Origin of the sequence: Winogradskyella flava (genome assembly GCF_014243395.1) — a bacterium.
Classification (GTDB): Bacteria; Bacteroidota; Bacteroidia; order Flavobacteriales; family Flavobacteriaceae; genus Winogradskyella; species Winogradskyella flava.
On the sequence record NZ_JACLCP010000002.1, the window covers coordinates 75,939 to 100,450 of the forward strand.

Annotated in this window: 21 protein-coding genes; 14 read left to right on the plus strand and 7 right to left on the minus strand. The window is 34.0% G+C overall.

Features of this window, described 5'->3' with window-relative positions; genetic code table 11:
* The first annotated feature begins 27 nt into the window (after positions 1-27).
* The 4 genes from H7F21_RS07490 (at position 28) to H7F21_RS07505 (ending at position 5,721) form a co-directional block, all read left to right on the plus strand.
* Positions 28-321, plus strand: coding sequence for a DUF4834 family protein (locus tag H7F21_RS07490; RefSeq protein WP_185788653.1), 294 nt, complete (start codon positions 28-30; stop codon positions 319-321).
* A gap of 163 nt (positions 322-484) precedes the next feature.
* On the plus strand, positions 485-2,911 hold the full coding sequence (locus H7F21_RS07495; protein ID WP_185788654.1) for a YfhO family protein: 2,427 nt from the start codon (positions 485-487) through the stop codon (positions 2,909-2,911).
* Between the two features lie 9 nt (positions 2,912-2,920).
* Positions 2,921-4,210 carry a glycosyltransferase gene (locus tag H7F21_RS07500; RefSeq protein WP_185788655.1) on the plus strand — a complete coding sequence of 430 codons (1,290 nt, stop codon included), beginning with the start codon at positions 2,921-2,923 and terminating at the stop codon, positions 4,208-4,210.
* 50 nt (positions 4,211-4,260) lie between these two features.
* On the plus strand, positions 4,261-5,721 hold the full coding sequence (locus tag H7F21_RS07505) for an oligosaccharide flippase family protein (protein WP_185788656.1): 1,461 nt from the start codon (positions 4,261-4,263) through the stop codon (positions 5,719-5,721).
* Positions 5,722-5,850: 129 nt separating this feature from the next.
* Here the strand turns inward: H7F21_RS07505 and H7F21_RS07510 are convergent, their stop codons facing one another.
* Positions 5,851-7,173, minus strand: a complete 1,323-nt coding sequence (locus H7F21_RS07510; protein ID WP_185788657.1) for a hypothetical protein — start codon at positions 7,171-7,173, stop codon at positions 5,851-5,853.
* A 171-nt stretch (positions 7,174-7,344) separates the two neighbouring features.
* On the opposite strand from H7F21_RS07510, the gene H7F21_RS07515 reads away from it, so the two are divergent.
* Positions 7,345-9,048, plus strand: a complete 1,704-nt coding sequence (locus tag H7F21_RS07515; RefSeq protein ID WP_185788658.1) for a serine hydrolase — start codon at positions 7,345-7,347, stop codon at positions 9,046-9,048.
* Positions 9,049-9,178: 130 nt separating this feature from the next.
* On the opposite strand, the gene H7F21_RS07520 is transcribed toward H7F21_RS07515, so the two are convergent.
* The gene (locus tag H7F21_RS07520; RefSeq protein WP_185788659.1) at positions 9,179-9,856 is read right to left on the minus strand and encodes a hypothetical protein; all 678 of its coding nucleotides are present in this window, start codon (positions 9,854-9,856) and stop codon (positions 9,179-9,181) included.
* Between the two features lie 223 nt (positions 9,857-10,079).
* Here H7F21_RS07520 and H7F21_RS07525 point away from each other — a divergent pair, with 223 nt between their 5' ends.
* The gene (locus tag H7F21_RS07525; RefSeq protein ID WP_185788660.1) at positions 10,080-11,150 is read left to right on the plus strand and encodes a DUF3667 domain-containing protein; all 1,071 of its coding nucleotides are present in this window, start codon (positions 10,080-10,082) and stop codon (positions 11,148-11,150) included.
* A gap of 9 nt (positions 11,151-11,159) precedes the next feature.
* Here the strand turns inward: H7F21_RS07525 and uvrA are convergent, their stop codons facing one another.
* Positions 11,160-13,949 (minus strand): excinuclease ABC subunit UvrA, encoded by a 2,790-nt coding sequence (gene uvrA / locus H7F21_RS07530; RefSeq protein WP_185788661.1) that lies wholly within the window; start codon positions 13,947-13,949, stop codon positions 11,160-11,162.
* Between the two features lie 232 nt (positions 13,950-14,181).
* On the opposite strand from uvrA, the gene H7F21_RS07535 reads away from it, so the two are divergent.
* Both H7F21_RS07535 and H7F21_RS07540 read left to right on the plus strand, forming a co-directional pair.
* Positions 14,182-14,766, plus strand: a complete 585-nt coding sequence (locus H7F21_RS07535; protein ID WP_185788662.1) for an RNA polymerase sigma factor — start codon at positions 14,182-14,184, stop codon at positions 14,764-14,766.
* Positions 14,767-14,823: 57 nt separating this feature from the next.
* The gene (locus H7F21_RS07540; protein WP_185788663.1) at positions 14,824-14,967 is read left to right on the plus strand and encodes a hypothetical protein; all 144 of its coding nucleotides are present in this window, start codon (positions 14,824-14,826) and stop codon (positions 14,965-14,967) included.
* A gap of 28 nt (positions 14,968-14,995) precedes the next feature.
* On the opposite strand, the gene H7F21_RS07545 is transcribed toward H7F21_RS07540, so the two are convergent.
* Positions 14,996-15,547: a hypothetical protein gene (locus H7F21_RS07545; protein WP_185788664.1), complete on the minus strand. Its 552-nt coding sequence runs from the start codon at positions 15,545-15,547 to the stop codon at positions 14,996-14,998.
* Positions 15,548-15,593: 46 nt separating this feature from the next.
* On the minus strand, positions 15,594-16,250 hold the full coding sequence (locus H7F21_RS07550) for an endonuclease III domain-containing protein (protein ID WP_185788665.1): 657 nt from the start codon (positions 16,248-16,250) through the stop codon (positions 15,594-15,596).
* Positions 16,251-16,286: 36 nt separating this feature from the next.
* On the opposite strand from H7F21_RS07550, the gene bcp reads away from it, so the two are divergent.
* Complete coding sequence (bcp, locus tag H7F21_RS07555; protein WP_185788666.1) at positions 16,287-16,742, plus strand: thioredoxin-dependent thiol peroxidase; 456 nt, start codon at positions 16,287-16,289, stop codon at positions 16,740-16,742.
* 40 nt (positions 16,743-16,782) lie between these two features.
* Here the strand turns inward: bcp and H7F21_RS07560 are convergent, their stop codons facing one another.
* Together H7F21_RS07560 and H7F21_RS07565 are read right to left on the minus strand one after the other, a co-directional pair.
* The gene (locus tag H7F21_RS07560; RefSeq protein WP_185788667.1) at positions 16,783-18,327 is read right to left on the minus strand and encodes a T9SS type A sorting domain-containing protein; all 1,545 of its coding nucleotides are present in this window, start codon (positions 18,325-18,327) and stop codon (positions 16,783-16,785) included.
* A 16-nt stretch (positions 18,328-18,343) separates the two neighbouring features.
* Positions 18,344-19,798 (minus strand): TonB-dependent receptor, encoded by a 1,455-nt coding sequence (locus tag H7F21_RS07565; RefSeq protein WP_185788668.1) that lies wholly within the window; start codon positions 19,796-19,798, stop codon positions 18,344-18,346.
* An 89-nt stretch (positions 19,799-19,887) separates the two neighbouring features.
* Here H7F21_RS07565 and H7F21_RS07570 point away from each other — a divergent pair, with 89 nt between their 5' ends.
* The 5 genes from H7F21_RS07570 (at position 19,888) to H7F21_RS07590 (ending at position 24,502) form a co-directional block, all read left to right on the plus strand.
* Complete coding sequence (locus H7F21_RS07570; protein ID WP_185788669.1) at positions 19,888-20,649, plus strand: MBL fold metallo-hydrolase; 762 nt, start codon at positions 19,888-19,890, stop codon at positions 20,647-20,649.
* 5 nt (positions 20,650-20,654) lie between these two features.
* Positions 20,655-21,161 carry a hydrolase gene (locus tag H7F21_RS07575; protein ID WP_246431446.1) on the plus strand — a complete coding sequence of 169 codons (507 nt, stop codon included), beginning with the start codon at positions 20,655-20,657 and terminating at the stop codon, positions 21,159-21,161.
* 100 nt (positions 21,162-21,261) lie between these two features.
* Positions 21,262-21,468 carry a hypothetical protein gene (locus tag H7F21_RS07580; RefSeq protein ID WP_185788670.1) on the plus strand — a complete coding sequence of 69 codons (207 nt, stop codon included), beginning with the start codon at positions 21,262-21,264 and terminating at the stop codon, positions 21,466-21,468.
* 530 nt (positions 21,469-21,998) lie between these two features.
* A complete protein-coding gene (locus tag H7F21_RS07585) occupies positions 21,999-22,799 on the plus strand; it encodes a helix-turn-helix domain-containing protein (protein ID WP_185788671.1) in 801 nt (266 codons plus the stop codon).
* Between the two features lie 71 nt (positions 22,800-22,870).
* Positions 22,871-24,502: a serine hydrolase domain-containing protein gene (locus H7F21_RS07590; RefSeq protein ID WP_185788672.1), complete on the plus strand. Its 1,632-nt coding sequence runs from the start codon at positions 22,871-22,873 to the stop codon at positions 24,500-24,502.
* The last annotated feature ends 10 nt before the right edge of the window (positions 24,503-24,512 follow it).

Consider the following 24,512-nt stretch of genomic DNA (forward strand, 5'->3'; position numbering starts at 1 on the left):
TATTTTTGATTTATACATTAATTTTAAATGATACAGGAAGCTTCGGCCATGGGATTACTGAGAACTATATTAATTATTTTACTGGTTTGGTTTGGCCTAAAGATTTTGGCGAGACTGTTTGCTCCGGTTTTGGTAAAATTTGTTGCAAAAAAAGCAGAGCAAAAGTTTGGTGAGCAGTTCGGAAATTTTCAGAATCAAAGCCAGCAACACGCAGAGCAGAAAAGAAAAGAAGGCGAAACAGTTATCGATAAAATGCCGAACCGCAATGCAAAATCCAATGATAAAGTTGGTGAATACATCGACTACGAGGAAATTGACTGATATGGTTTCTTGGCATTTCTAAATCTTACCAAAAAATAATTTTATTTGTTTAAATTTCTCTAATAATCTTTTATTTTAGTGAATTAAACATCTCAATTGATATTAACCATTGACTACCAAGTGCCTATTATGGGCTTTAAGAATCAATTTTTAGCAGATTTTCATGTCATTTTCCTTTAAACGTTTTTTGCCGCATATCCTAGTATTAGTTGGATTTGTAGTATTATCATTGGCTTATTTTAGTCCTGTTTTACAGGGCAAAAAGATTTTTCAAAGCGATATCATGCACTACATTGGAATGGCTCAGCAACAAAAAGAGTTCGCCCAAGCTATGAGTGAAGAAACCTATTGGACCAATAGTGCTTTTGGCGGTATGCCAACCTATCAACTAGGTGTAAAATACCCTCATAATTATATTAAGACACTAGATCTAAGTTTACGCTTTTTGCCAAGACCTGCAGATTATCTATTTCTCTATTTTTTAGGGTTTTATATCCTTTTACTTTCATTAAAAGTTGATTTTAAACTAGCTGCACTCGGTGCGTTGGCTTTTGGCTTTTCAACCTATCTCATAATTATTTTAGGCGTTGGGCATAATGCCAAAGCGCACGCTATTGCCTATATGCCCATGGTATTGGCAGGAATCATCCTCACATTCAGGAAGAAATACACATTAGGATTTCTATTGACTGCGGTGGCTTTAGGCTTAGAGATTGTAGCCAATCATTTTCAAATGACCTACTACCTGTTGTTTTTGGTTCTTGTTTTAGGTTTAGCGTATTTGATTGATGCCTACAGAAAAAAGGTCTTACCGCACTATTTTAAATCAGTTGGTATATTATCTGTTGCTGCGGTACTTGCAGTTGGTTTGAACGCCACTAACATCATGGCGACGCAAGAGTATGCCAAGGAAAGTACAAGAGGTGAAAGTGAACTTACCATAAATCCTGATGGCTCGCCTAAAGAAGCAACATCTGGATTGGACAAAGAATACATTACAGAATATAGTTATGGACTTGCAGAGACGTTTAACCTCTATATTCCAAAGTTTATGGGAGGTGGTAACACCGAAGATATCGGCAAGGATTCTGAAACCTACAGGACTTACGTCAATATGGGAGCGTCGCCTATTGAAGCTTTGGAAGTTTCAAAGAATGCACCTATGTATTGGGGAGATCAGCCTATTGTTGAGGCTCCTGCTTATGTTGGGGCCGTTATTATTTTTCTTTTTGTATTAGGCTTGTTTTTGGTGAAAGGGCGCTTGAAATGGTGGTTGGTTGCAGGAACTGTTCTATCTCTGCTTTTATCCTATGGTAAAAACTTAGGATTTTTGACAGATTTCTTTATTGATTACGTACCCTTATACGACAAGTTTAGAGCGGTAAGTTCTATTCAGGTAATATTGGAGTTGTGCATTCCTGTTCTAGGAATATTTGCATTGGTTCGATTATTTAATGATTTTCAAAAAGACGACGAGAAATTAAAGGCCCTAACATATACGGTGGCCATTACAGCTGGATTGTGTATGGTGTTTTTACTGTTCAAATCGTCATTGTTTGATTTCAAAAGCATTAGGGATCAAGGTATCCCAGAGCCATTAGTAGAGGCCATTATTAAAGACCGAAAGTCCTTATTTACAACAGATACTATTAGAACCTTAATTTTGGTTTTACTTTCTGCAGGAACGGTTTATTTCTTTTTGAAGAAAAGACTATCGGAAACCTTGGTCGTAGTTGCTTTTACTGCTCTGATTTTATTTGATTTAATAAGTGTGAATAGGCAATATGTCAATGCTGATAATTTTGTTTCTGCACTTCAGGTAGATAAGCCTTATAGGCCAAATGTTGCGGACAATGAGATTTTAAAGGACAAAGGTCATTTTAGGGTTTTAGATATGTCATCCGAAGGGCAGCGTAAACCAGGACGTGCGGCATACTTTCACAATTCATTATTTGGGTATCACGCTGCTAAATTGGGGCGATATAATGAGTTAATGGAGTTTCATATCTATAACAATAATATGAATGTTCTCAATATGCTGAATACCAAATATATTATTGCAGAAGATCAAGGACAAATATTCCCTTATACCAATACTGATGCCAATGGTAATGCCTGGTTTGTGAGTGAACTAAAACAGTTGGCTGATGCCAATGCAGAGATAAAGGCTTTGGACAGTCTAGACACAAAGACTAAAGCTGTGACTACGATGTCCGACCTCAGTAGTAAGCCAGAAGTTGTTAGATTTCAAGTAGACTCTACAGCTTCAATTCAACTTAAAGAATTTCAACCTAATTATTTAAAATACGAATCCAATAATCCAAATGATGGTTTTGCGGTCTTTTCCGAAATCTATTATGCCAATGGCTGGAATGCTTATTTAGATGGAAATGTAGTACCGCATCAACGTGTTAATTATGTATTAAGAGGCATGGAAGTCCCTATAGGTAATCATACTATAGAATTTAAGTTCGAACCCGAAGTTGTCAAAACAGGAAGTAGTATTGCCCTAGGAAGTTCTGCTATTCTTGGGATTTTATTATTGCTTGGCATTTTCTACCATTTTAAACAGCGTAGGGAGGAGTCTTAAGTCGTCTGTATGAGTTCCAAGAAAGTACTTATCATCTGCTACTATTGGCCACCGGCTGGTGGTCCTGGTGTGCAGCGATGGTTAAAATTTGTGAAGTACTTACCTGAGTTTAACATTGAACCAATTGTCTATTGTCCTGAAAACCCAAATTATCCGATTATAGATGAAAGCTTGCTCAATGACATTCCTAAGGATATCACAGTTTTAAAGCAACCTATAAAAGAACCTTATGGTTTGGCTGGTTTATTTTCAAAGAAGAGTGCAAAGACCATAAGTTCTGGCGTCATTCCAAAAACTAAAAAGCAATCTCTTATGGAGAAACTAATGCTTTATGTTAGAGGTAATTTCTTTATTCCAGATGCACGGAAATATTGGATAAAGCCATCTGTTAAGTTTCTTTCAGAATATATAAAAGAACATCAAATCGATACTGTAATAACCACCGGTCCACCACATAGTTTGCATTTAATTGGTCTTCAGCTTAAAGAGACATGTAATATGAAGTGGATTTCGGATTTCAGGGATCCATGGACTACAATAGGTTATCATAAAGCCTTGAAACTATCAAAGGCCTCTGAAGCTAAGCATATCGCTTTGGAGACTCAAGTGTTAAACGAAGCCGATCATATTATAACCACAAGTTATTATACAAAGCAAGAGTTTCAAACAAAAACCAATCAGCCAATTAGTGTAATCACTAATGGTTACGATTCGCATTCGGTGAGAGTGGAGGGTAAGGACGATAACTTTACATTATCTCATATTGGTTCCTTATTATCCAAACGTAATCCTAAGATTTTATGGGAAGTCCTTTCGGAATTAATTAGAGAAAACGAAATGTTTTCAAAGGCGTTTCAACTTAATTTAATTGGCGTGGTAAGTGATGATGTTTTGGCGTCTATTTATGATGCGGGTTTAAAGCAACATGTCAATGTTGTTGGGTACGTCACACATGAAGAAGCCATTAAATTCCAAATGAAATCCCAATTGCTATTGCTCATTGAAATTGATTCTGAAGACACTAAAGGCATTATTCCTGGAAAAATCTTTGAGTACTTAATTTCCGAAACGCCGATATTAGGATTAGGCCCAAAGGAAGCTGATGTAGAACAAATTATAAAATCAACCAATACGGGAACGTATTTTGGTTATCATCAGAAGGCCGAACTAAAAGCTCAAATTTTGGAGTATTTCAATTTTTACCAGAAAAACGATCTAAAAGTCAATGGTATTGGCTTGGAGCCTTATAGTAGAAAAGCCCTTACAGGTACATTGAGTGAACTTGTCAAAAGTGTATAATTCTTTTATGCATTTTGGAATTTGATTTATAGTTGTAATTTGTGACCACTATGGGTATCGTATTAAGACAGTCCTTCAAAAATACTATAAGTACTTACTTGGGTTTTGGTATTGGTGCTATTAATACACTTTTTCTTTACACCAATTTTTTAACGGATAACTATTATGGTTTGGTTGCATTCTTGCTATCAGCGGCCAATATTATGATGCCCTTTATGGCATTTGGAGTACATAACGCTATTATTAAGTTCTATTCATCTTTCAAATCAAAAACGAGTATCAACAGCTTTTTAACCTTGATGCTGTTTTTGCCATTTGTTTTTATAATTCCCATTGCACTCATTGGTTATTCGTCATATGACGCTATAGGAGCATTACTCTCCAATGAAAATAAAATTGCAGAACACTATGTCTGGCATATTTTCGTATTAGCTATTGCAATGGCCTATTTCGAGATCTTTTTTGCTTGGTCTAAAGTGCAATTACAAACGGTTTTTGGGAATCTAATGAAAGAAGTTTTTCATCGAGTTTGTATTATGATTCTACTTTTTGCTGTGTATTTTGAATGGCTTACGGTTAACCAATTTATTTTAGCATTAGTCGGTGTTTATGTGGTTAGAATGCTAATTATGATGCTCTATGCGTTTTCCATTCGATTCCCAAAATTGAAGTTTCAGAAAGTAAGTCAGTTGTCGTCTATATTAAACTATGCAGGACTTATGATTATTGCTGGTTCTGTCGCTATGCTGATTCTTGATATTGATAAATTTATGATTGGCCTTATGCTCGAAAATATTGAGCAAGTCGCTTACTATAGCGTCGCTATTTTTATCGCTACCGTAATAGCTGTACCACAGCGTGCTATGCATCAAATTATGATGCCTTTAACGGCTCAATACTTAAATGACAACGATAATGAGGCTTTGGAGGATTTGTATAAACGGAGCTCACTAAGTTTATTAGTTATTAGCGGCTTTATTTTTTTACTTATTATTTTAAATATCAATCAGCTTTATGAGATACTTCCGAAAGAATTTACTGGAGGTCTTTTTGTGGTTCTTATTGTAAGTTTAGCAAAACTCTATGATAATAGTTTGGGGAATAATAATGCGATATTGTTTAATAGTAATTATTATAAAATAGTACTATTGTTTGGGGTGCTATTAGCCATTATGGCTATTATCCTAAACGTCGTTTTTATACCAGTCTATGGTATAGAAGGGTCCGCTTTTGCCACGTTTTTAGCTGTATTTATTTATAACACTACCAAAGTGTTGTTCATTAAACAGAAATTCAAAATGCAGCCTTTCTCACAAGCATCTTTGAAAGTTATTTTAGTTATTATCTGTATAGCTATTACTTTTTATTTTTGGGAGCTTCCATTTCATTCTATAATTAATATAATACTGAAGTCAATACTTATTGGAGTCTTTTACATTATATCTATTTACAAATTGAATATTTCTGAAGATATTTCTGGTCAGATTAAAAAGTATTTACGGTTGAAGTGATCTTAATTTCGTAAATAAATTAAATAATGTGAGTACTTGGGAATTAAAATGAGAAATCCCGCAAGGTGCTCTGAGGCATACATCATGCGGGATTTCTACTAACCAACCAAAAAAATCATGTTTTATCTTTTATCCTCTAGATCGTCTTGAGTTAGATCTTGTAGAACTTTGGTTACTCTTTCTACTTGTATTAGATCTTTTCGATACTGAAGATGTCTTTCTTTTGTTCTGAACTGTACTTCGTTGTCCACTTTTTTGCGAACTTGTTCTACTATATGTACGAGATTTAGTCGCTTTCGGTTGTCTTGCCGAAGTTGTTTTTCTCTTCTCTACTTTATTAGACACAGATCTATTAGTTCTGGTCACATTATTATTAGATGTTCTCGTAGATGTTACAGTATTTCTGCGTGTTGCTCTAGTAGGTGTTGATACTTTCGTATTAGACCTTGTGCTTCTAACAGTTCTACTTTCATTATTACTTCTTGTATTAGGCGCTGTTACACCAGTATTAGATCTTGTACTTCTAACACTTCTACTTTCTTTATTAGTTCTTGTAATAGGTGTTGTTGCACGAGTGTTAGATCGTGTTCTTGTACCTTCGTTAGAACCTCTTGTTATTGATCTTGAAGTAGTCGCTTTTGTACCTCTTGTTCTTGTCGTGGTATTATCTGCAAGACGTGTTGAACGTGTCCTAGTAATTTCAGTATTTCTGCGTGTTACTGTTCTTTGTATTGTACGCTCCCTTTTATTTCTAGGAGACTGTACATATCTGCTGCTTCTATTACGTCTTGTAATTTGAGCATTACCGCGTCTACTATTATTTACATTAAAGTATCTAACATTGTTTCTGTATGGTCTATAGTAAATATGTCTTACAGGTGTGTAAAATTGTCTGTAAGGATTCACATTGATAACACAGAAGTTTACAGGAGGAATCGCATAGAATCTGTGCCAAGGTCTCCAAACATAAGCTCTGTTATAAACATTGATAAAGCCATCATATCTCCAAAACACATTGTTTCTGTAAAAGACATTTAGTCCACCAATTCTACTGATTCTATTAAATCTATTATATGTGATGAAAATATCCCCTATTTGATTAACCCTACCATAGTAATCGTAAAATATTGGCGTGTTTTCAACCTGAATAATAGCACCAAAACTGTCATATTGTACATAAGGGTTATAGTTGTAACCAGAATTAAAGCTCAATGTAAAGCCTGGTGTATCAATACCTACACTTACATCTGGTCCATAATCTGGAATGTAGAAATCAAACTGACCATCTCTGTAAACTGAGAATTCAATGCCACCCTCATTAAATATGAAAGAATTACCATAACCTCTCACATAGTTATTTAATGAAGCATCGGCTTCTGTCGTTGTGTTGGTTGCGAATGCAGTAGTGCTCAAAGCAACTAAACCTGCTAATAAAAATAGTATCCGTCTCATATTTAAAGGGTTTTAAAATTAAATTCACTAACTGTAAAACAAACAGCGTGCCAAAAAAATCAATAAAGCATTAAACACTTGTTAATCAGATGTTTAATTGTTAAAATTTTATTATGTAACTTTAAAGTTGTTAACTATCTAGCGCATATAATTAATCAATAATTTTTCGTTATGAAACACTTCTTGTTAATCTTACTCATAGTCACTTTAGTGCCATCTGCCTATACACAATCACCTAGTTCTAATATAAATGAAGCTATTGACAATGTTTTTCAGCATAGCTATGATTATGGAATGTTTAACGGAACAGTTTTAGTAACTAAAAATGGTAAGGAAGTTTATTCAAATGCTTTAGGATATGCAGATAAAAACAACAACAGAAAATTAAATGAAACAACATCCATATATCTAGCATCGGTATCTAAACAATTTACAACGATGGCTGTGATGATACTTAAAGAAAAAGGAAAGCTATCTTATGACGATAAGCTTTCTAAATACTATCCTGAGTTTCCTGATTATGCCAACAGAGTAACGATAAGGCATTTAATGAATCATACCTCTGGAATTCCAGATCATTATAGATTAGGCATATATAAACCTGGATTAAATAATGATGATGTGTTCAAAACATTGTTAAAGCAAGAGCTGGATTTTGAACCTGGCGAGCACTTTAGTTATAGTAATGGAGGTTATGTGCTATTGGCAATGATTGTGTCTAAAGTTGCTGAGCAGCCTTTTCATGAGTTTATGAAAGCTAATATATTTGAACCTTTAGGTATGAATAATACGTTGGTCTATGATGAATCTAAACCAAAAATTAAGGATAGAGCAGTTGGATACAATATTAGCGGAGATTTAGATGATTATACTATTTTCACGACTGGAGCAGGAGGTATGTTCTCTACAATAGATGATTTACACTTATGGGACCAGGCACTATATACCGAGAAGTTAGTATCACGAACTACGTTAGAAGAAGCTTTTACGCCAGCAAAATTAAATAATGGTGATTATACTCAATATGGATTTGGCTGGGCAATCTTGGAACAAGATGGTAAAAAGACAGTTCAGCATTCAGGTGGATTGGCAGGCTATAGAACGTTTTTAAGACGTAATCTTTATGATAATAGTGGCTATATTATTCTAACCAATCATGGTAATCAAACTAATATGCTTAGAATTCTGAATGCCTTAGATGCTATTTTAAACGGTGAAGCTTATGAATTGCCTAAAGTTCCTATTTCTCACAAATTAATTAGACTTTTGAAAGATAACGACGCTTCAACGGCTATAGCAAAAGTGAGTCAACTGATTAAATCTAATCCAAAGATATATGAAATTGATGAAGTTGGAATTAATGCATTAGGGTATCAATATTTAGGAAGACAAGATTTAAAAACTGCGTTAGCTATCTTTAAATTCAATGTTGCACAAAACCCCAAAGCTTCCAACCCATATGACAGTTTAGGTGAAGCTCAATTGGCTATAGGCGATACGATCCAAGCTATAAAGAACTATAAAAAATCGTATGCGCTTGATAAAAGTAATAACAATGCTATTGATGTATTAAATAGAATTGGTGTTGAGACAACTAGTATGACTGAAACTATAAAAGTGCCAATTACAGTTTTGGATGGTTATGTCGGTAATTACGAATTACAGCCTAACTTTATCTTGTCTATTACAAGAGAAGAGAATCGGTTATTTGCTCAAGCTACAGGTCAAGGAAAAATAGAAGTATTTGCTATGTCAGAAAGTAAATTTTATAGTAAAGTTATGGATGCTCAGATTACTTTTCACAAAGATGAAAACGACAAAATTAGTAGCCTAACGTTACATCAGAACGGGGATCATAAGGCTCCAAAAATTTAATAGTCGCAACTTCATTTTAAGTTGTTATATAGAAATCTATAAATGAAAACCCTGAACTATTTGGGGAAATATCCAGGGTTTCATTAGATCATTAGACGGTGTCTAATGGTTGAACAAATCAATCAAAATCTCAAAATTTGATTTTCTTCTGCTTTTTTACTTTACCATTTTTTCGATAATAGTAGTAATTGTCGTCGTCGTCATCCCAATCATCATTCCAGTCATCATCATAAGAATGATCATCAAAGTGATCTATGGTACAACCTGTAGTTCCGCAAAAGCCACAACCTTGATTACTTAAATTTACGTGACCTCTAGTGCCGATGACTACTCCATATCGGTTATATAATACACGTAACCCACCAACCTGTTTTAGTTGACCTCTTCTGTAATTCATATACACCGAGCCTGCACGTTTTATTCGGCCTTGTCTATCGTAGTTAATGAATACATTGCCAATACGTCTCACACGGCCCAATCTGTCGTGAGTTACCAAAACACCTCTATCCCCACGATGATATCGTGTTCCCGGTGCACCATAAGTACGGTTTGAACCGCGTCTGTTGCGTCTATAGTAATAATTGTCATTATCTGGTACTGTAGAAAATACATCCGTATTAAAATCGAAGCTACCATCAGCAAAGATTAAGAATTCTACACCACGCTCTACAAACAAAATAGGTTGTATATAACGATAGCGTGATGTAAGATCTAAATCTGTACTTTGATTTGCAGAGATTTTTTCTGCTGCGGTTACAGTTGTTAATCCCATTAACAAACCTGTAAAAAGTAAAACTATTTTTTTCATAGTTAAAGAATTTAGATTGTGCCTACTCATATTTAGCTTTTCGGCTTACGCTATTTGTTTAGTGAAAACCAATTAGCGTGCCAATAATTATAATGTGATGAAATTCAGAATGTTATGCTATTCTTGAATTGAATCGTTGTAACAAATTGCTCATTGTATCTTCTTATAATTAATGAACTATATCATAAATTTGATTACTTTTAAGTTCTACTAACCATCATTTATGAAAACCAACCAAGACACCTGTCAGAATTGTGAAAAACCTTATGAGGAAGGGTTTCAGTTTTGTCCGCATTGTGGACAGAAAACTAATGATGAACTTACCCTTGGTGTACTTTTCTACAATACTATTAGTAATTATTTCTCGTTTGATGCTCGCTTTTTAAAAAGCTTCATTCCGTTAATGTTTAGACCAGGTTATTTGGCCAAGGAGTTTATTAAGGGTAAGCGTTTGTTATACTTGCATCCAGCGCAGATGTATTTGTTTGTAGCTGTTATTTTCTTTTTCATATTCAATTTCTATGTGCGAGAGGGTAGAGAAAAACTTGATGAAAATATGCAGCGTGTTCTGGAGAGTAGGTCAGAAAAACTTGCAAATAGAGACAGTTTGGTTCCTCAAGATTCTTTAGACATAAAAGAATTTGTAAAGCCTTTACAGAATAATGCCGCGACCATTGGCTTGGATGAAGACGATTTAAAAGTATTGGATTCTGTAGCCAATATTAAGGTGCCTAAGAAAAATATGGGCATGTCCTACAGTTTTAATGAGAAGGATATTGATTCTTTAATTGCTGCAGGTGCTTCGGATAAAGAGCTTTATAAAGCCTTGGGTATGGACGATGATGCGGGCTTTTTTCAAAGAAAGTTCTATGGTCAAATTTTAAAGTTTTATAAAACCATGGGACTTGGTCAAATATTCCAGGCCTTTATTGATAGTATTCCGCTGGCAATGTTCTTCTTATTACCGATATTTGCATTTCTCTTGAAACTATTCTTCTTTAACAAGGGAAGGTATTCACACCATTTGGTATTTAGTTTCTATTATTTTTCATTTCTTTTTGTGGTCTTTAGTTTAATTTTTGGAGTCAATAGATTTTGGCAAATACCGGATTGGATCGACTGGCTTATAGCTTTTTCAACTTTCTTTTATTTACTGGTAGCTATTATAAAATTTTATGGGCAAAACTGGTTCCTTAGCTTTATAAAAAGTGGTATGGTGAGTTTTATGTTTCTATGGTTGGTATTACCCTTGTCCTTTGTTTTATTAGGGTTTATTGCGTTTCTGTTTTATTAATGAGGCAGATCATAATTTCCCCTCAAGATATTTACCAGTGACTGAATCTTTATCTGAAGCAATTTCTTCAGGTGTTCCATGAGCTACTAAATGTCCGCCGTGTTTTCCGCCTTCTGGACCTAGATCAATGATATAATCTGCACATTTAATCAAATCGATATTATGTTCAATTACAATGATGGAATGTCCTTTAGCGATTAGTGCTTGAAACGATTTTAGCAACTTTTGGATATCATGAAAATGCAGTCCTGTAGTAGGTTCATCGAATATAAAAAGCGCATTATCACTTTTACTACCTTTGCCCAGAAATGTGGCTAACTTAATACGTTGTGCCTCACCACCAGAAAGCGTAGAGGAGGACTGACCTAATGTAACATAACCTAAACCTACATCTTGAAGGGGTTGCAATTTATTCTGAATTTTAGTTTGCTTATAGGTCTTAAAGAAGTCAATGGCATCATCGATGGTCATATTTAAAATACCATCGATGGATTTCCCCTCAAACACTACTTCAAGAACTTCCTTTTTAAAGCGTTTGCCACTACAAGTATCACATGTTAAGTGAACATCTGCCATAAACTGCATTTCTATGGTTACTTCACCTTCGCCTTTGCAAGTTTCGCAGCGCCCACCATCTACATTAAAACTAAAGTGTTTGGCTTGGTAGTTTCGTATTTTGCTTAATTTTTGAGAAGCAAATAAAGCTCGTATATCATCATAAGCCTTGATATAAGTTACTGGATTGGAGCGTGATGAACGTCCAATAGGATTTTGATCTACAAATTCTACATGTTGAATGTTACTGTGGTTGCCTTTCATTTCTGTAAACTGTCCGGCTTTATCACTAAATCCAGTTAATTTTTTCTGAATGGCTGGAAACAAAATCTTTTTTACCAAGGTACTTTTGCCACTTCCAGAAACTCCTGTAATAACAGTTAACATTTCAAGAGGGAATGTCACATCAATATTCTTCAGATTGTTTTCCCGAGCACCAAGAATCTCTATATTATATTTCGACGTTCTTCGCTTTTCAGGTATCTTAATCTCAAGCTGACCATTTAAATATTTAGCAGTTAACGTATCTGAAACCAAAATATCTTTAAAATCTCCAGTAGCCACAATCTCTCCGCCAAATGTTCCTGCTTCTGGACCAATGTCTATAATCTCATCCGCGGCTTTCATAATGTCTTCATCATGTTCGACTACGATGACGGTATTGCCCAAATCTCTAAGTGATTTTAAAACAGTTATTAAGCGTTCCGTGTCTTTTGGGTGCAAGCCAATACTCGGTTCGTCCAATATGTACATAGAGCCCACAAGACTACTTCCAAGAGATGTTGCCAAATTAATACGCTGACTTTCTCCGCCAGATAATGTGTTTGATTTTCTGTTTAATGTTAAGTAATTCAACCCAACGTTAGAAAGAAATTCTAATCTTGTATTGATTTCTGTAAGTAAGCGTTTAGCGATTTTCGTATCGTAGGCGTTCAATTCAAGGTTTTTGAAGAAGTCTGCTAATTCATTTAATGGTAAATCCACTAAATCAGTAATAGTAGCATTGTTTACTCTTACATAGTTTGCTTCGTCACGTAAACGTTTGCCTTTGCAAACATTACATTTGGTCTTACCACGATAACGCGATAACATCACACGATTCTGAATCTTATAGGCTTTGGATTCTAGTTCGGCAAAGAAACTATCTAGACCTTCAAAATATTCATTTCCTGTCCAGATTAAAGCTTTATGCTGTTCACTTAATTCAAAATAGGGTTTGTGGATGGGGAATTCGAATTTATGTGAATTGTTCACTAACTGATCGCGATACCAACTCATGCTTTCACCCCTCCACGGAAAAACGGCATTTTCGAAAACAGATAGCGCTGTATTGGGTACTACCAAATCCTCATCAATCCCAATAACATCACCATAGCCTTCACACTTTGGGCATGCACCATAAGGATTATTGAAGCTAAATAGATGCGCGTTTGGCTCTAGAAAGGCCATGCCATCCAATTCAAACTTATTATTGAAAGCCGCGTGCTTATTATCCGAGAGAGACTGAATAATACATGTACCAACACCTTCAAAAAAAGCAGTTTCAATGGCATCTGCAAGTCGATTTAAGAAATCTTCATCATCTTTATAAACAATTCTATCGACTACTAAAAAGAGATCCTTGTCGGATGAAATGGCTTGTTTCAGGGCATCATCGATTCTTAGAACATCGTCTTTATACTTTATTCTTGCATAACCTTGTTGCTGTAAGGTTTGTAGTTTGTTTTCAACGGTTCTTCCTTCTTCAAGAATTATGGGAGATAGGAGCAAAAGTTTAGCACCTTCCTCAAATTTCGAAATATAGGTAATGACATCGGTAACCGTATGCTTTTTAACCAACTCACCAGAAATAGGTGAGTAGGTCTTGCCAATTCGCGCAAACAACAGTTTTAGATAATCGTAAATTTCTGTGGTAGTTCCAACAGTTGAACGTGGATTGGTAGAATTTACCTTTTGTTCAATGGCTATGGCAGGCGCAATACCCTTAATGTAATCGACTTTAGGTTTATTCAATCGACCTAAAAACTGACGCGCATAGCTCGAAAGGCTCTCTACATAGCGTCTTTGACCCTCTGCATATAAGGTGTCAAAGGCCAAACTCGACTTTCCTGAACCAGATAATCCAGTAATTACCACTAACTTATTTCTGGGAATAACAACATCAATATTTTTAAGATTGTGCAGTTTTGCACCTTTTATGATGATATTTTCTTTAGGGTTTACGTCTAAAACAGTAGTGTTCATAGGATTTTTTGAGAGTGTAATTTTGCAAAGATACTATAACTATTTTATCTATTAAAGGAACATTTTATCCGATAAAATGTTAAAATTTGGTAACTTTTTTTGTTTTTTCGGAATGATTGTTGTTATATTTACCACATAATCATTTAAAACACATCTGCGTATAGCATAATATTACTTTAGAACATTTAACCCCTTGACAAGAATCCATTTTCTTGCTACTAAGAGTAATATTATGAAAAAAGAACTTATCCAAGACGCAGAGTTGGTTAGCAACTACATTAAAGGAGACGAGAGTGCACTATCTATTTTGATAGGTCGTCACAAACAGAAAATCTATAGCTTTATTTATTCGAAAGTTTATGATAGAGATATTACTGAAGATGTTTTTCAGGATACCTTTATTAAGGTCATCAGAACCTTAAAGCTTGGGAAATATAATGAGGAAGGTAAATTTTTACCATGGGTGATGCGTATAGCGCATAATTTGGTTATTGACCATTTTAGAAAGAACAGCCGTATGCCAAAATTTGATAATGCAGGTGAATTCAGTATTTTCTCAGTATTAAGTGACTCTAGTCTTAACGCGGAGAAAAGTATGATCAAGGATCAGGTAGAATGCGATGTAAGACGCGTTATTGAGGAATTACCTGAAGACCAAAAGAAAGTGCTCATGATGCGTATTTACCAGGATATGAGTTTTAAGGAAATCTCTGAGCGCACAGGTGTGAGTATTAATACAGCCTTAGGTAGAATGCGCTACGCACTGATTAATATGCGTAAGGTCATAGAGCAAAATAATATAGTTTTAACCAACTAATACAATAAAGAGTTTTAGGGTGCGTTATTGTCATATAATAAATCATAAATTATTGATATGGCAAAAATTTACTCTAGCGCTTCCCCAAAAAATGGCAACCTAAAACCAAAAGATGAAACCGTGAGTTTCCTTTTGAATTATTCAAAGGCTTTAAGTGTTATAAATTATAATAAATTGAAGTTTGAAGCACTTCTAAATTAAGTTGGAAAGAAATCCTGATACTAAAACATCAGGATTTTTTTTCGAATAACAACTCTTCGTAATTATGCGTTGTGAGGTATTCTTGTTTTAAATCTTTTAAATATTGAAGAATAGAGGATTTCATTGGGTGATCATCAACTAAACAGTTTTCAATATTTTCATCATAGACTGTGAGTATTAGATACCAATGCCCCTGCCTAGATACATAGTTGTCTTCAAACAAAGGATCATTTCCATTTTGTTCGCGTTTAGCATCTATGACTACCAATGGTAAATTTAAACTTTTGTCCTGTATTTCAGTTTCCCTAAATGATAAATAATAAGAGTTGTTATTAATTTGAAATTCTACGTTGTTGTCAACGTTTATATCTTTTAGTTGGAATTTTGTATTGATATAATTATAAAACTCATCAGCATCTTTTGGGTCTTTAAAAATAAAAGAAGTTTCACGTGGTAATTTCTTCTTAAACTTTCTTGCCGAGATGACCTTATAATCTTGATTTTTGAATTTCGGCGCAATCTTGGTCGGAATGCAAGAAGATAGCAGGATTGCTAATACAAGTATAGCTGATTTTTTCATTTTGGATAGTTTCTCATCTATATAACAACAATTATACCAAAAGTCCTTACTTTTTCTTTTTGAAATAATCATCCAACACCGATTTTCTGCCAATGGTCTTAGTAATTATGTCTTTGTCTAAATTCCAACCACGAGCTGGGGAGTATTCTCTACCATACCAAATGATTTGCAAGTGTAGATCGTTCCAAAGTTCTTCAGGGAATAGACGTTTAGCATCTTTTTCTGTTTGCACTACATTTTTTCCATTGGTTAAATTCCAGCGATACATTAAACGATGAATGTGTGTGTCTACAGGAAACGCCGGAATTCCAAAAGCTTGGGACAATACGACTGCGGCCGTTTTATGCCCAACAGCAGGTAAGGCCTCTAGTTCTTCATACGTTTGAGGCACTTTACCATCATGTTTGTCAATTAATATATGCGATAATCCATGAATACCTTTACTTTTCATAGGAGACAAACCAACAGGTTTTATAATTTCCCTGATTTCCTCTACGCTTAATTTAATCATATCGTAAGGATTATCTGCGTGCTCAAATAAAAGAGGTGTAATCTGATTGACACGAACATCAGTGCTTTGTGCTGACATTAAAACAGCAATGAGCAATGTGTAAGGATCCTTATGATCTAGCGGAATCGGAATTTCAGGGTAGAGTTGATTTAACGTATTTATAACAAATTGTACCTTTTCTTGCTTAGTCATTCATCGTATTTTTACAGAAACACAAATTTAAACAATATGACGCATTTAAAAGTAGGAGATAAGGCACCAGATTTTTCAGCAAAAGATGAGCAAGGTAATACCATTTCATTATCGGATTATAAGGGTAAAAAGCTAGTGGTTTTCTTTTATCCAAAGGCAAGTACACCTGGCTGTACTGCTGAAGCTTGTAATTTAAATGATAATTACGATAAATTTAAAACACAAGGCTATGAGATTTTGGGTGTCAGTGCAGATAGTGCCAAGCGTCAATCTAATTTTAAAAACAAGTATGGTTTTCAATATCCATTGCTAGCAGACGAGGATAAAGCTGTTATTGAAGCTTTTGGTGTTTGGGGACCTAAAAAGTTTATGGGAAAAGAATACGATGGCATTCACAGAACAACTTTTGTTATTGACGAAGATGGTATTTTAGAAGATGTGATTACAAAAGTGAAGACTAAGGCGCATGCAGAGCAGATCTTAACTGATTAGTTTCAGTATTTATTTGTCATTTATCACAAATAAAGTGGCTTCAAGGCTTAACAACCAATTTTTTGTGATAGTATCTAGAACCCACCTCATAAGTCATTAAGTACAGGGTGTTACTCTCTAATTCTGAAATATTTAATTGGTCAGTGTTTGAAGTTGATAATACTACCTTGCCTTCTAAATTATATACGGTAACATAGTCAATTGGTGCGTTAAATTTTATTATTGTTGAAGCCGGGTTTGGATAAAAACTTACTGAAACTGAATCCAATTCTAATTCATTTACTGACAAGGACTCAGTTGTTAGTTTAAAAAGACCATTTCCTAAAGTAGGAGATTCTCCGTAATAATATATGTTATTGGCATTATCTGCAATTAGTGGCACTGTAACATATGTAAATAAGTCAGCGCTGTACAATGGAAGTGTTCCAATGTTCGTTCCATCGGATTCGAAAATAACATCTTGCTCGTTGGCGAAATATAATTTGTTATTATGAATGATTCCGCTAGAAAATGTAGACATTCCACCTTCAGATCCTGGAATTATATCTTTCAACAATTCTACTGTTTGACCGTTCGTTTTCCAGATTTCAGCACCAACGTTATCTCTGTCAATAACTCTATATAGCTCTTCATTGAACAATGAATTGGATGTCATCAATGGCGAACCAGTAAGTCGTCCTAAAGTTGTCAACGCAGGTGGAGTGGAACCATTAGAAACAAAAGTCTCATCATCTAGAGCAATGAAAACTTCATTATTGATTAAAAATGGTGCAGGTATTTGAAACTGAGAAGTAACATTAAAAGTAAAATCTGAATTTATACTATTATTGGTAATATCTATCGAGACATAACTAGCAGTATTGCTTGACGTATTAATGGTGTAAATAAGATGGTCTCCTAGTCTTACAACATTACTTCTTCTAACAATTGAAAAATTAGAGCTAAAACTATTTGAAAATAGAGTATTAAAACTATTAGTTAAGGTGTTATACCTTACTAATTGATAAACTTTTGTTCCAGAAAAACCAAAGTCTGCTTCATAAAAGTATATATCATTACCGTTAATATAAAAGGCATCAAGATAGGCTGCATTATATGTAGTAACCACCTGTTCGCTACTTAAATTCATAATTGTTACATTGCCAGGAGTGTAGTAAAACAAGTAGTCACCAACAATATCAAACCCACTCAAATTCGTTACTTCTAAAAAAGTATCAAAAACCTGAGTAATAAAATTGTATCTGAATAGTTTTTTACCAAAATCAAAAAACAAAAAGTCGTTATACCTTGTAAATGATTTAAAATTAATCCAATCAACATTAGAAGTGGCGAAAAAACTATCAATTAATTGATTTGTGCCATCTGTTGTGTTATGTAAGACGATATGATTTTCGAATCTGCTTTGAGTGTCATTGTATATCTTCGTGCTGCAAAATAAAGTACTGCTCTCACTATCAAAATAATGAGGTCTCATTTCTTGTTCACTTAATCCATAACCATCAGGAGGAAATATTTTACTAACATTTTGGGAATTACTAAATATGTTGTAAAGTAAGAACAGTAATACAAGCGTAATCTTCTTCATAAGATATATTAAAAGACTAGCTCTTATGCATTACTTCTTCAGATTCACACCCAAATAAACTTTTTTCCTTAATTAAATTGGCGACACCTTCAGGAAGCATTTCTTCCCAGCCATCTTTGCCTTCAGCAATCATTTTCAATACAGTTCTTGAGAATACGGAAAGGTTAGAAGCGTCAAAATCGGTAATATCCACAACTTTACCGTTGTACTTGAAAAATTTGTAAAGCTCCTTCATACGCGGATGTACTTTAAGATTTTCACTAGTGGTCAAGCTACCATCTTCGTTTTGCATAGGGTAGAGATACACACGTAAATCTTTATAGAATAGTTTTCCAAATGCTTCCAAAATACCACCGCTTAAATGACGGTAGTATTTTTCGTCAAAAATATCCACGAGATTATTGACACCCATGGCAAGTCCCATGCGGTTTTTAGAATATTGCGAGAAATATTCAACAAGTTTATAGTATTCTTGAAAATTGGATATCAAAACGGTTTGGCCTAGTGAGCACAAAAGTTTTGCTCTGTCCATGAAATCTTGCTCATCGATTTTCCCTTCAGCTCTAAGATTGGATAAGGTAATTTCAAAAATAACCTGTGTCCGCTCTTTATCTACCTTATTTTCTTTAATGAACATGTCGTACGATTTCTGGAACATATCCATATTCACCTTGGTAACAGGTCTGAAACTACCTCTAAGCGCTAATATATTCTTTTTGTAAAGTACGCGAGCTGGTAAAACGTTATTGCCATCAGGCGCAAACATCACGGCATCTGTCATTCCATTTTTAACCAGTTGCAAACTCATTAATCTATTATCAACATCTTTAAAAGCTGGACCAGAGAAATTAATAGTATCGATTTCTAACTGATCTTTATCCAGATGGTCGTATAAATAGCGTAATAATTTTCTAGGTTGATTGTATTTATAAAAAGCCCCGTATATCAAGTTTGTTCCTAGCTTACCTAGAGTTTCTTGTTGCAAGCGTGCATCCGTTTCTTTAAAACGAATATGAATTACAATCTCATTATATTCTTGGTCTGGTGCCACTTGGTATTTTATACCAACCCATCCATGACCTTTGTATTTTTTTGCAAAATCTATAGTTGCAACAGTATTTGCATAAGAAAAGAATATTTTATTCGGATTATTTTCTCGAGTAATGCGCTGTTCCATTAAACCAACTTCGTGATTTAACATTTTACGAAGTCTAGCTTCAGTTACATAGCGTCTATCATCTTCTATACCATATATGGCATCGCTAAAATCTTTGTCGTAGGCTGACATGGCTTTAGCAATAGTACCAGAAGCACCACCTGCTCTAAAAAAATGACGTACGGTTTCTTGACCTGCACCAATTTCGGCAAAGGTGCCATAAATATCTGCATTAAGATTAATGCGCAAGGCTTTATCTTTTAGTGATGGAATATTCTCAAATTCCGTGTCGCCTTTATATGTGATTTCTTTCATAGCACTTGGGATTTACAAGCCCAACAAAGGTATTAAATTAGGATTGCATACAAAAAAATAAACTTATTTTTGTTCTAAACTTAATACTGTTGAAAATAACATTTTTGGGTACAGGAACGTCACAAGGAATTCCAATTATAGGGAGTGATCATCCCGTATGTTTAAGTGATAATCCTAAGGACAAAAGATTGCGTGTTTCTGTTCTAGTCGAATGGGATAATTATAGCATTGTAGTAGATTGCGGTCCTGATTTTAGACAACAGATGCTTAACGCGAAAGTTTCAAGAATTGATGGTATCATCTTCACACACGAACATGCAGACCATACTATGGGCTTGGATGATATTAGACCGTTTTTTTTCAAACAAGGTGATATTCCAATCTATGCGCATAAGCGTGTTCTCAAGGCTTTACGAAAACGCTTCGATTACATATTTAAAACAGAAAACAAATATCCTGGAGCACCAAATGTGATTCAGAAAAGAATAAAGAATAAACCTTTTACCATCGGTGATTTAGAAGTTGTTCCTGTTAAGGGCCATCACAATGCGCTACAAGTATTTGGATTTCGATTTAGGGATTTTGCATATCTAACGGACATGAAAACCTTAAAGAATAAGGAAGTAGATAAACTTCGTAATCTTGATGTTTTGGTAGTTAACGCCTTGAGAGAAAAACCGCATCCATCACACTTTAATTTGGAGGAAGCTTTGGATTTTATCAGTGAAGTTAAGCCTAAACGCGCCTATCTGACTCATATTAGCCATCATTTGGGATTCCATGACAACGTACAACAAAATTTACCAGAAAACGTTTTTTTAGCTTACGATAACTTAGAAATAAACATTTAAAAGAGATGAAGAGTAGAATTTTTATGTATTTATTTATTTTTTCGGCCTTGCTGATTATTTTTCAATATGTCAATTCAAAAAATATCATTGATAAATACGAAAAAGATATAAAAACGTATAAGACTAAAATGGCTGATCAAGAAAAGACAATTGCCGAATTGGATGACCGCAATTTTGAGCTCAGCTACTTCAGTATGGATAGAAATGAAGATGCTTTGGAGTATTTTGAAGCTCAAGGTTATAGCACGGACAAACTGATACCTGCTATTATCGAGGGGCTTTATAATATGAATAACTATGAAGGCGATGATCATCCTATTGTGCCTTACGTGTCTATGACAGGTTCTAAATTGGTTATTAATAAAGTGAGACTTTTAAATCATAAATGGATTATAGCTAATTTCACTGATGGCCAGCATTGGGGCGAAATTTTTGTGACCTATGAAGTAGATGAAAATAATGACCTAAAGTATAAATTGGCGGAATATTTTATGTATCCAAAAATTGGTTGAAACTAGTCGGTAAATAACAGTTGTGTGTCATTTGGAGGAATTGAAACTAAAATATTCGGAATCTCATCTATTGAAATCTTATTTGGTAAATTAGCAATTATTGGTCAAGGATGAATTTATTGACAAATTCAAGAATTTTCTATGGGCTGACTTATTTAGGCTTCAACTTGACGTGAATGAAAATCAGATACATTGCTCACCTTCATTGAACATTGAAGACGATAAAGGTGATGGAGTATTTGTATCAGTAGCTGGAGATTTAGATGAGTATGAGTTTTATGTTTGTTATGAAAGACCCATAACTTGAATAAAAACAGAATGGTTTGGACTCTTGACATATGATTATGATGATAGAGATTTTTGTAGTATAATTCCTAAGAGAACTAAAGAAGATGGGCTTAAAGCGTTTACGCTATTTTATGAATGAAATTTTAAGGAATTAGACGAGAAATGGAGATAAATGTTGGCTTGTAACGTGTGTAATTCATTGCTAATAAGAGGCTAATAACGATAGTCCTTTCGGACTTTCTATCTTTGATTTATTTATACTTTAGTGCTTAAACACGTAATGAAATTATACACAAGATCAATGATATGTAATTGACTACGGTATGTAGAATGGCGTTTTCAAAACACTGACTTCCTACTAATTACATATCATCGTATGCTGTTTATGGTACCTCGCCAATTAATCGTATATTAATCGAGTCTACGGTAATATCAAACAAAACTATAACATAAGCGTGTATAGCCAATGAGGGGCAACAATGGCTAAACGTTAGGCTCGCCTCACTACACCACGCACAGTGGACGTTGGTAACAAGCAAAAAGAACACTATGCATAAACTAAAAAAAGGAGAGTTTTACGGTACACATTACCAAAAATCAACTTTTGAAAATATTATAATTACTGATACTGAATATACGCATAGTAAAGTAGATTGGCATTATCATGAGAATGCATATTTTACCTATCTGCTTCAAGGCAAATTATTTGAATCTAATAAAAAAGAGTCTTATTATTTAAAACCAGGAAGCCTTTTGTTCCATAATTGGCAAGATGCTCATTATAATATTAAACCAGACGAATTTACAAGGGGCTTTCATATTGAATTATATGAGAATTGGTTTTCAAATTATGACATAAAAACTGTTGACTTTGAAGGTAGCATTAATTTGAAAAGCCCAGTAATTAAAAATTCAATTAACAAAATATTCATTGAATCTAAAATTAACGACCATTATTCCAACTTAAGCATTGATACATCTTTGGTTAATATTTTTAACTCTGTAAATAAAACAAACCATAGAAGTTCGAAAAAGCCTATTTGGGTAAAAAAACTTCAAGAGCTTATTTTAGAAGAAGAAATGGATTATTCGTTAAAAAATTTAAGTTCAATTTTAGAAATACACCCAATTCACTTATCCAGAGAATTTAGTAGATATTTTGGCACTAATCTAGGAAACTATATTAGACTTCTAAAACTCAATAAAGCATTTTGTTTATTAACTTCAAAAAAGTTTTCTATGACAGAAATTTGTTATGAATGTGGGTTTTACGACCAAAGTCATTTCGTTTCAAGCTTCAAATCCGTTTACAACTCAACACCTTCAAAGTTATTGAAACAAATCTCTTAAATGTTAATTATATACAATTATGGTGTTATTAATAGCAGTAATTTTGCTTCATATTCATCAAATCAAAAATTATGAAATTAAATTATTGTTTAGTACTTCTTGCTTGTTTAATAATATCTTGTGCGAGTATAGAAGACACAACACACAAAAACTCTAAAGCAAAAGAAATCGAGAACTTATACTTTTCAAAAATTGACATTGAAAAAACTAAACTTACACCAAATAATTACATAAACAACTTTACTCTAAACAAAGATGAATTTCTAAATATCCATTTTATTTTAGACAGGCCTCTCATTGAAAGTCTTCAATTATTAGAACCAAACTTATCGCAAGAGCAATTATTAGAGACAGGGAACTTTCAATTCTCATTCCTAGTTGATGGAGAAATAGTCTATGTAGAAAACCTAGATAAAGGTGCAGGTTTAAGAGTGTCTAAGACTGAACAACTTAATCACGTAATACGCTTAGCAGCACCAAAACAATTAGATTTTTGGGGTTGGTTTATGTGGATGAAGTTTATGAAATTGGGCGGTGGAGAAGATTTACTGAGCACAGGTAATCATTCTTTAAGTATAGAGTTGAGACCTTACATCAAACAAAATGAATTAAAAGTAGGAACACTTTTAGCTAAAGGGAATATTGATATAGATGCTGCTCAAATACCAGTTGATGAAAGTCTAATTTCAATCCAGAAAATACAACCAAATAGTGGATGGGAATTATCCAAAGATAATTTCAATAGCGACAAAATTGAAGCTTTAAATAGAAAAGTTGCAGAAGGTCGTTTTGAGAATATCAACGGAATTGTGGTTATAAAAGAAAATAAGCTTTTAATAGAAGAATATTTTAATGGTGAAAATAGAAGTAGTTTACACGATCCAAGATCTGTAGGAAAATCAATTGCTTCTACAATGTTGGGAGTTGCTATTGAAGAAAATTATATTACTAGTGAAAATGCATTATTAAAAGATTTTTATGATTTAAAATCATTCAAAAACTACAGTTCCAAAAAAGATTTAGTCACCCTGAAATCTCTTTTAACAATGAGTTCAGGGTTTAATGGAGATGATAATGATAAGAACAATCCAGGGAATGAAGAGAATATGTATCCTACAAATAATTGGGTCAAATTTGCACTAGACTTACCAATGAAAAAAGACACAAAAGTTGGGAAAGATTTTGCATATTTTACTGCAGGTGCAGTAGTTCTTGGAGATATAATTGATAAATCGGTTCCTAAAGGACTGGTTAATTATGCCGATAAAAAATTATTTGCACCTCTTGGTATTACAAATTATCAGTGGGAATATACACCACAAAAAGTTGGTAATACTGCTGGCGGAATTAGACTAAGGGCAATTGATTTTGCAAAATATGGTCAATTATATAAAAACAAAGGAATTTGGAATGGTAAACAAATTTTGACCGAGCGATGGGTAGAAAAAAGTTTAGACAAACAAATAGAGCAATCTTTAGATAAAGGTTATTATGGCTATTTATTTTGGAACAAAGTTTTTTCGATAAGTAATAAAGATTATGAAGTTTCTTATTGTAATGGTATGGGAGGAAATAAGATTTTTATATTTAAAGATATCCCATTTGTTGTAGTCATCACATCCTCTGCTTATAATAGCCCAAGAGCCCATGATAATGTTGATAAAATGATGATTGAATACATATTACCAGCACTTTTAGACTAACAATAAAGGG

Coding starts and splice junctions, on each gene's coding strand:
- H7F21_RS07490 (WP_185788653.1), top strand. CDS start 28: ATGATACAGGAAGCTTCGGCCATGGGATTACTGAGAACTATATTAATT.
- H7F21_RS07495 (WP_185788654.1), top strand. CDS start 485: ATGTCATTTTCCTTTAAACGTTTTTTGCCGCATATCCTAGTATTAGTT.
- H7F21_RS07500 (WP_185788655.1), top strand. CDS start 2,921: ATGAGTTCCAAGAAAGTACTTATCATCTGCTACTATTGGCCACCGGCT.
- H7F21_RS07505 (WP_185788656.1), top strand. CDS start 4,261: ATGGGTATCGTATTAAGACAGTCCTTCAAAAATACTATAAGTACTTAC.
- H7F21_RS07510 (WP_185788657.1), bottom strand. CDS start 7,173: ATGAGACGGATACTATTTTTATTAGCAGGTTTAGTTGCTTTGAGCACT.
- H7F21_RS07515 (WP_185788658.1), top strand. CDS start 7,345: ATGAAACACTTCTTGTTAATCTTACTCATAGTCACTTTAGTGCCATCT.
- H7F21_RS07520 (WP_185788659.1), bottom strand. CDS start 9,856: ATGAAAAAAATAGTTTTACTTTTTACAGGTTTGTTAATGGGATTAACA.
- H7F21_RS07525 (WP_185788660.1), top strand. CDS start 10,080: ATGAAAACCAACCAAGACACCTGTCAGAATTGTGAAAAACCTTATGAG.
- uvrA (WP_185788661.1), bottom strand. CDS start 13,949: ATGAACACTACTGTTTTAGACGTAAACCCTAAAGAAAATATCATCATA.
- H7F21_RS07535 (WP_185788662.1), top strand. CDS start 14,182: ATGAAAAAAGAACTTATCCAAGACGCAGAGTTGGTTAGCAACTACATT.
- H7F21_RS07540 (WP_185788663.1), top strand. CDS start 14,824: ATGGCAAAAATTTACTCTAGCGCTTCCCCAAAAAATGGCAACCTAAAA.
- H7F21_RS07545 (WP_185788664.1), bottom strand. CDS start 15,547: ATGAAAAAATCAGCTATACTTGTATTAGCAATCCTGCTATCTTCTTGC.
- H7F21_RS07550 (WP_185788665.1), bottom strand. CDS start 16,250: ATGACTAAGCAAGAAAAGGTACAATTTGTTATAAATACGTTAAATCAA.
- bcp (WP_185788666.1), top strand. CDS start 16,287: ATGACGCATTTAAAAGTAGGAGATAAGGCACCAGATTTTTCAGCAAAA.
- H7F21_RS07560 (WP_185788667.1), bottom strand. CDS start 18,327: ATGAAGAAGATTACGCTTGTATTACTGTTCTTACTTTACAACATATTT.
- H7F21_RS07565 (WP_185788668.1), bottom strand. CDS start 19,798: ATGAAAGAAATCACATATAAAGGCGACACGGAATTTGAGAATATTCCA.
- H7F21_RS07575 (WP_246431446.1), top strand. CDS start 20,655: ATGAAGAGTAGAATTTTTATGTATTTATTTATTTTTTCGGCCTTGCTG.
- H7F21_RS07585 (WP_185788671.1), top strand. CDS start 21,999: ATGCATAAACTAAAAAAAGGAGAGTTTTACGGTACACATTACCAAAAA.
- H7F21_RS07590 (WP_185788672.1), top strand. CDS start 22,871: ATGAAATTAAATTATTGTTTAGTACTTCTTGCTTGTTTAATAATATCT.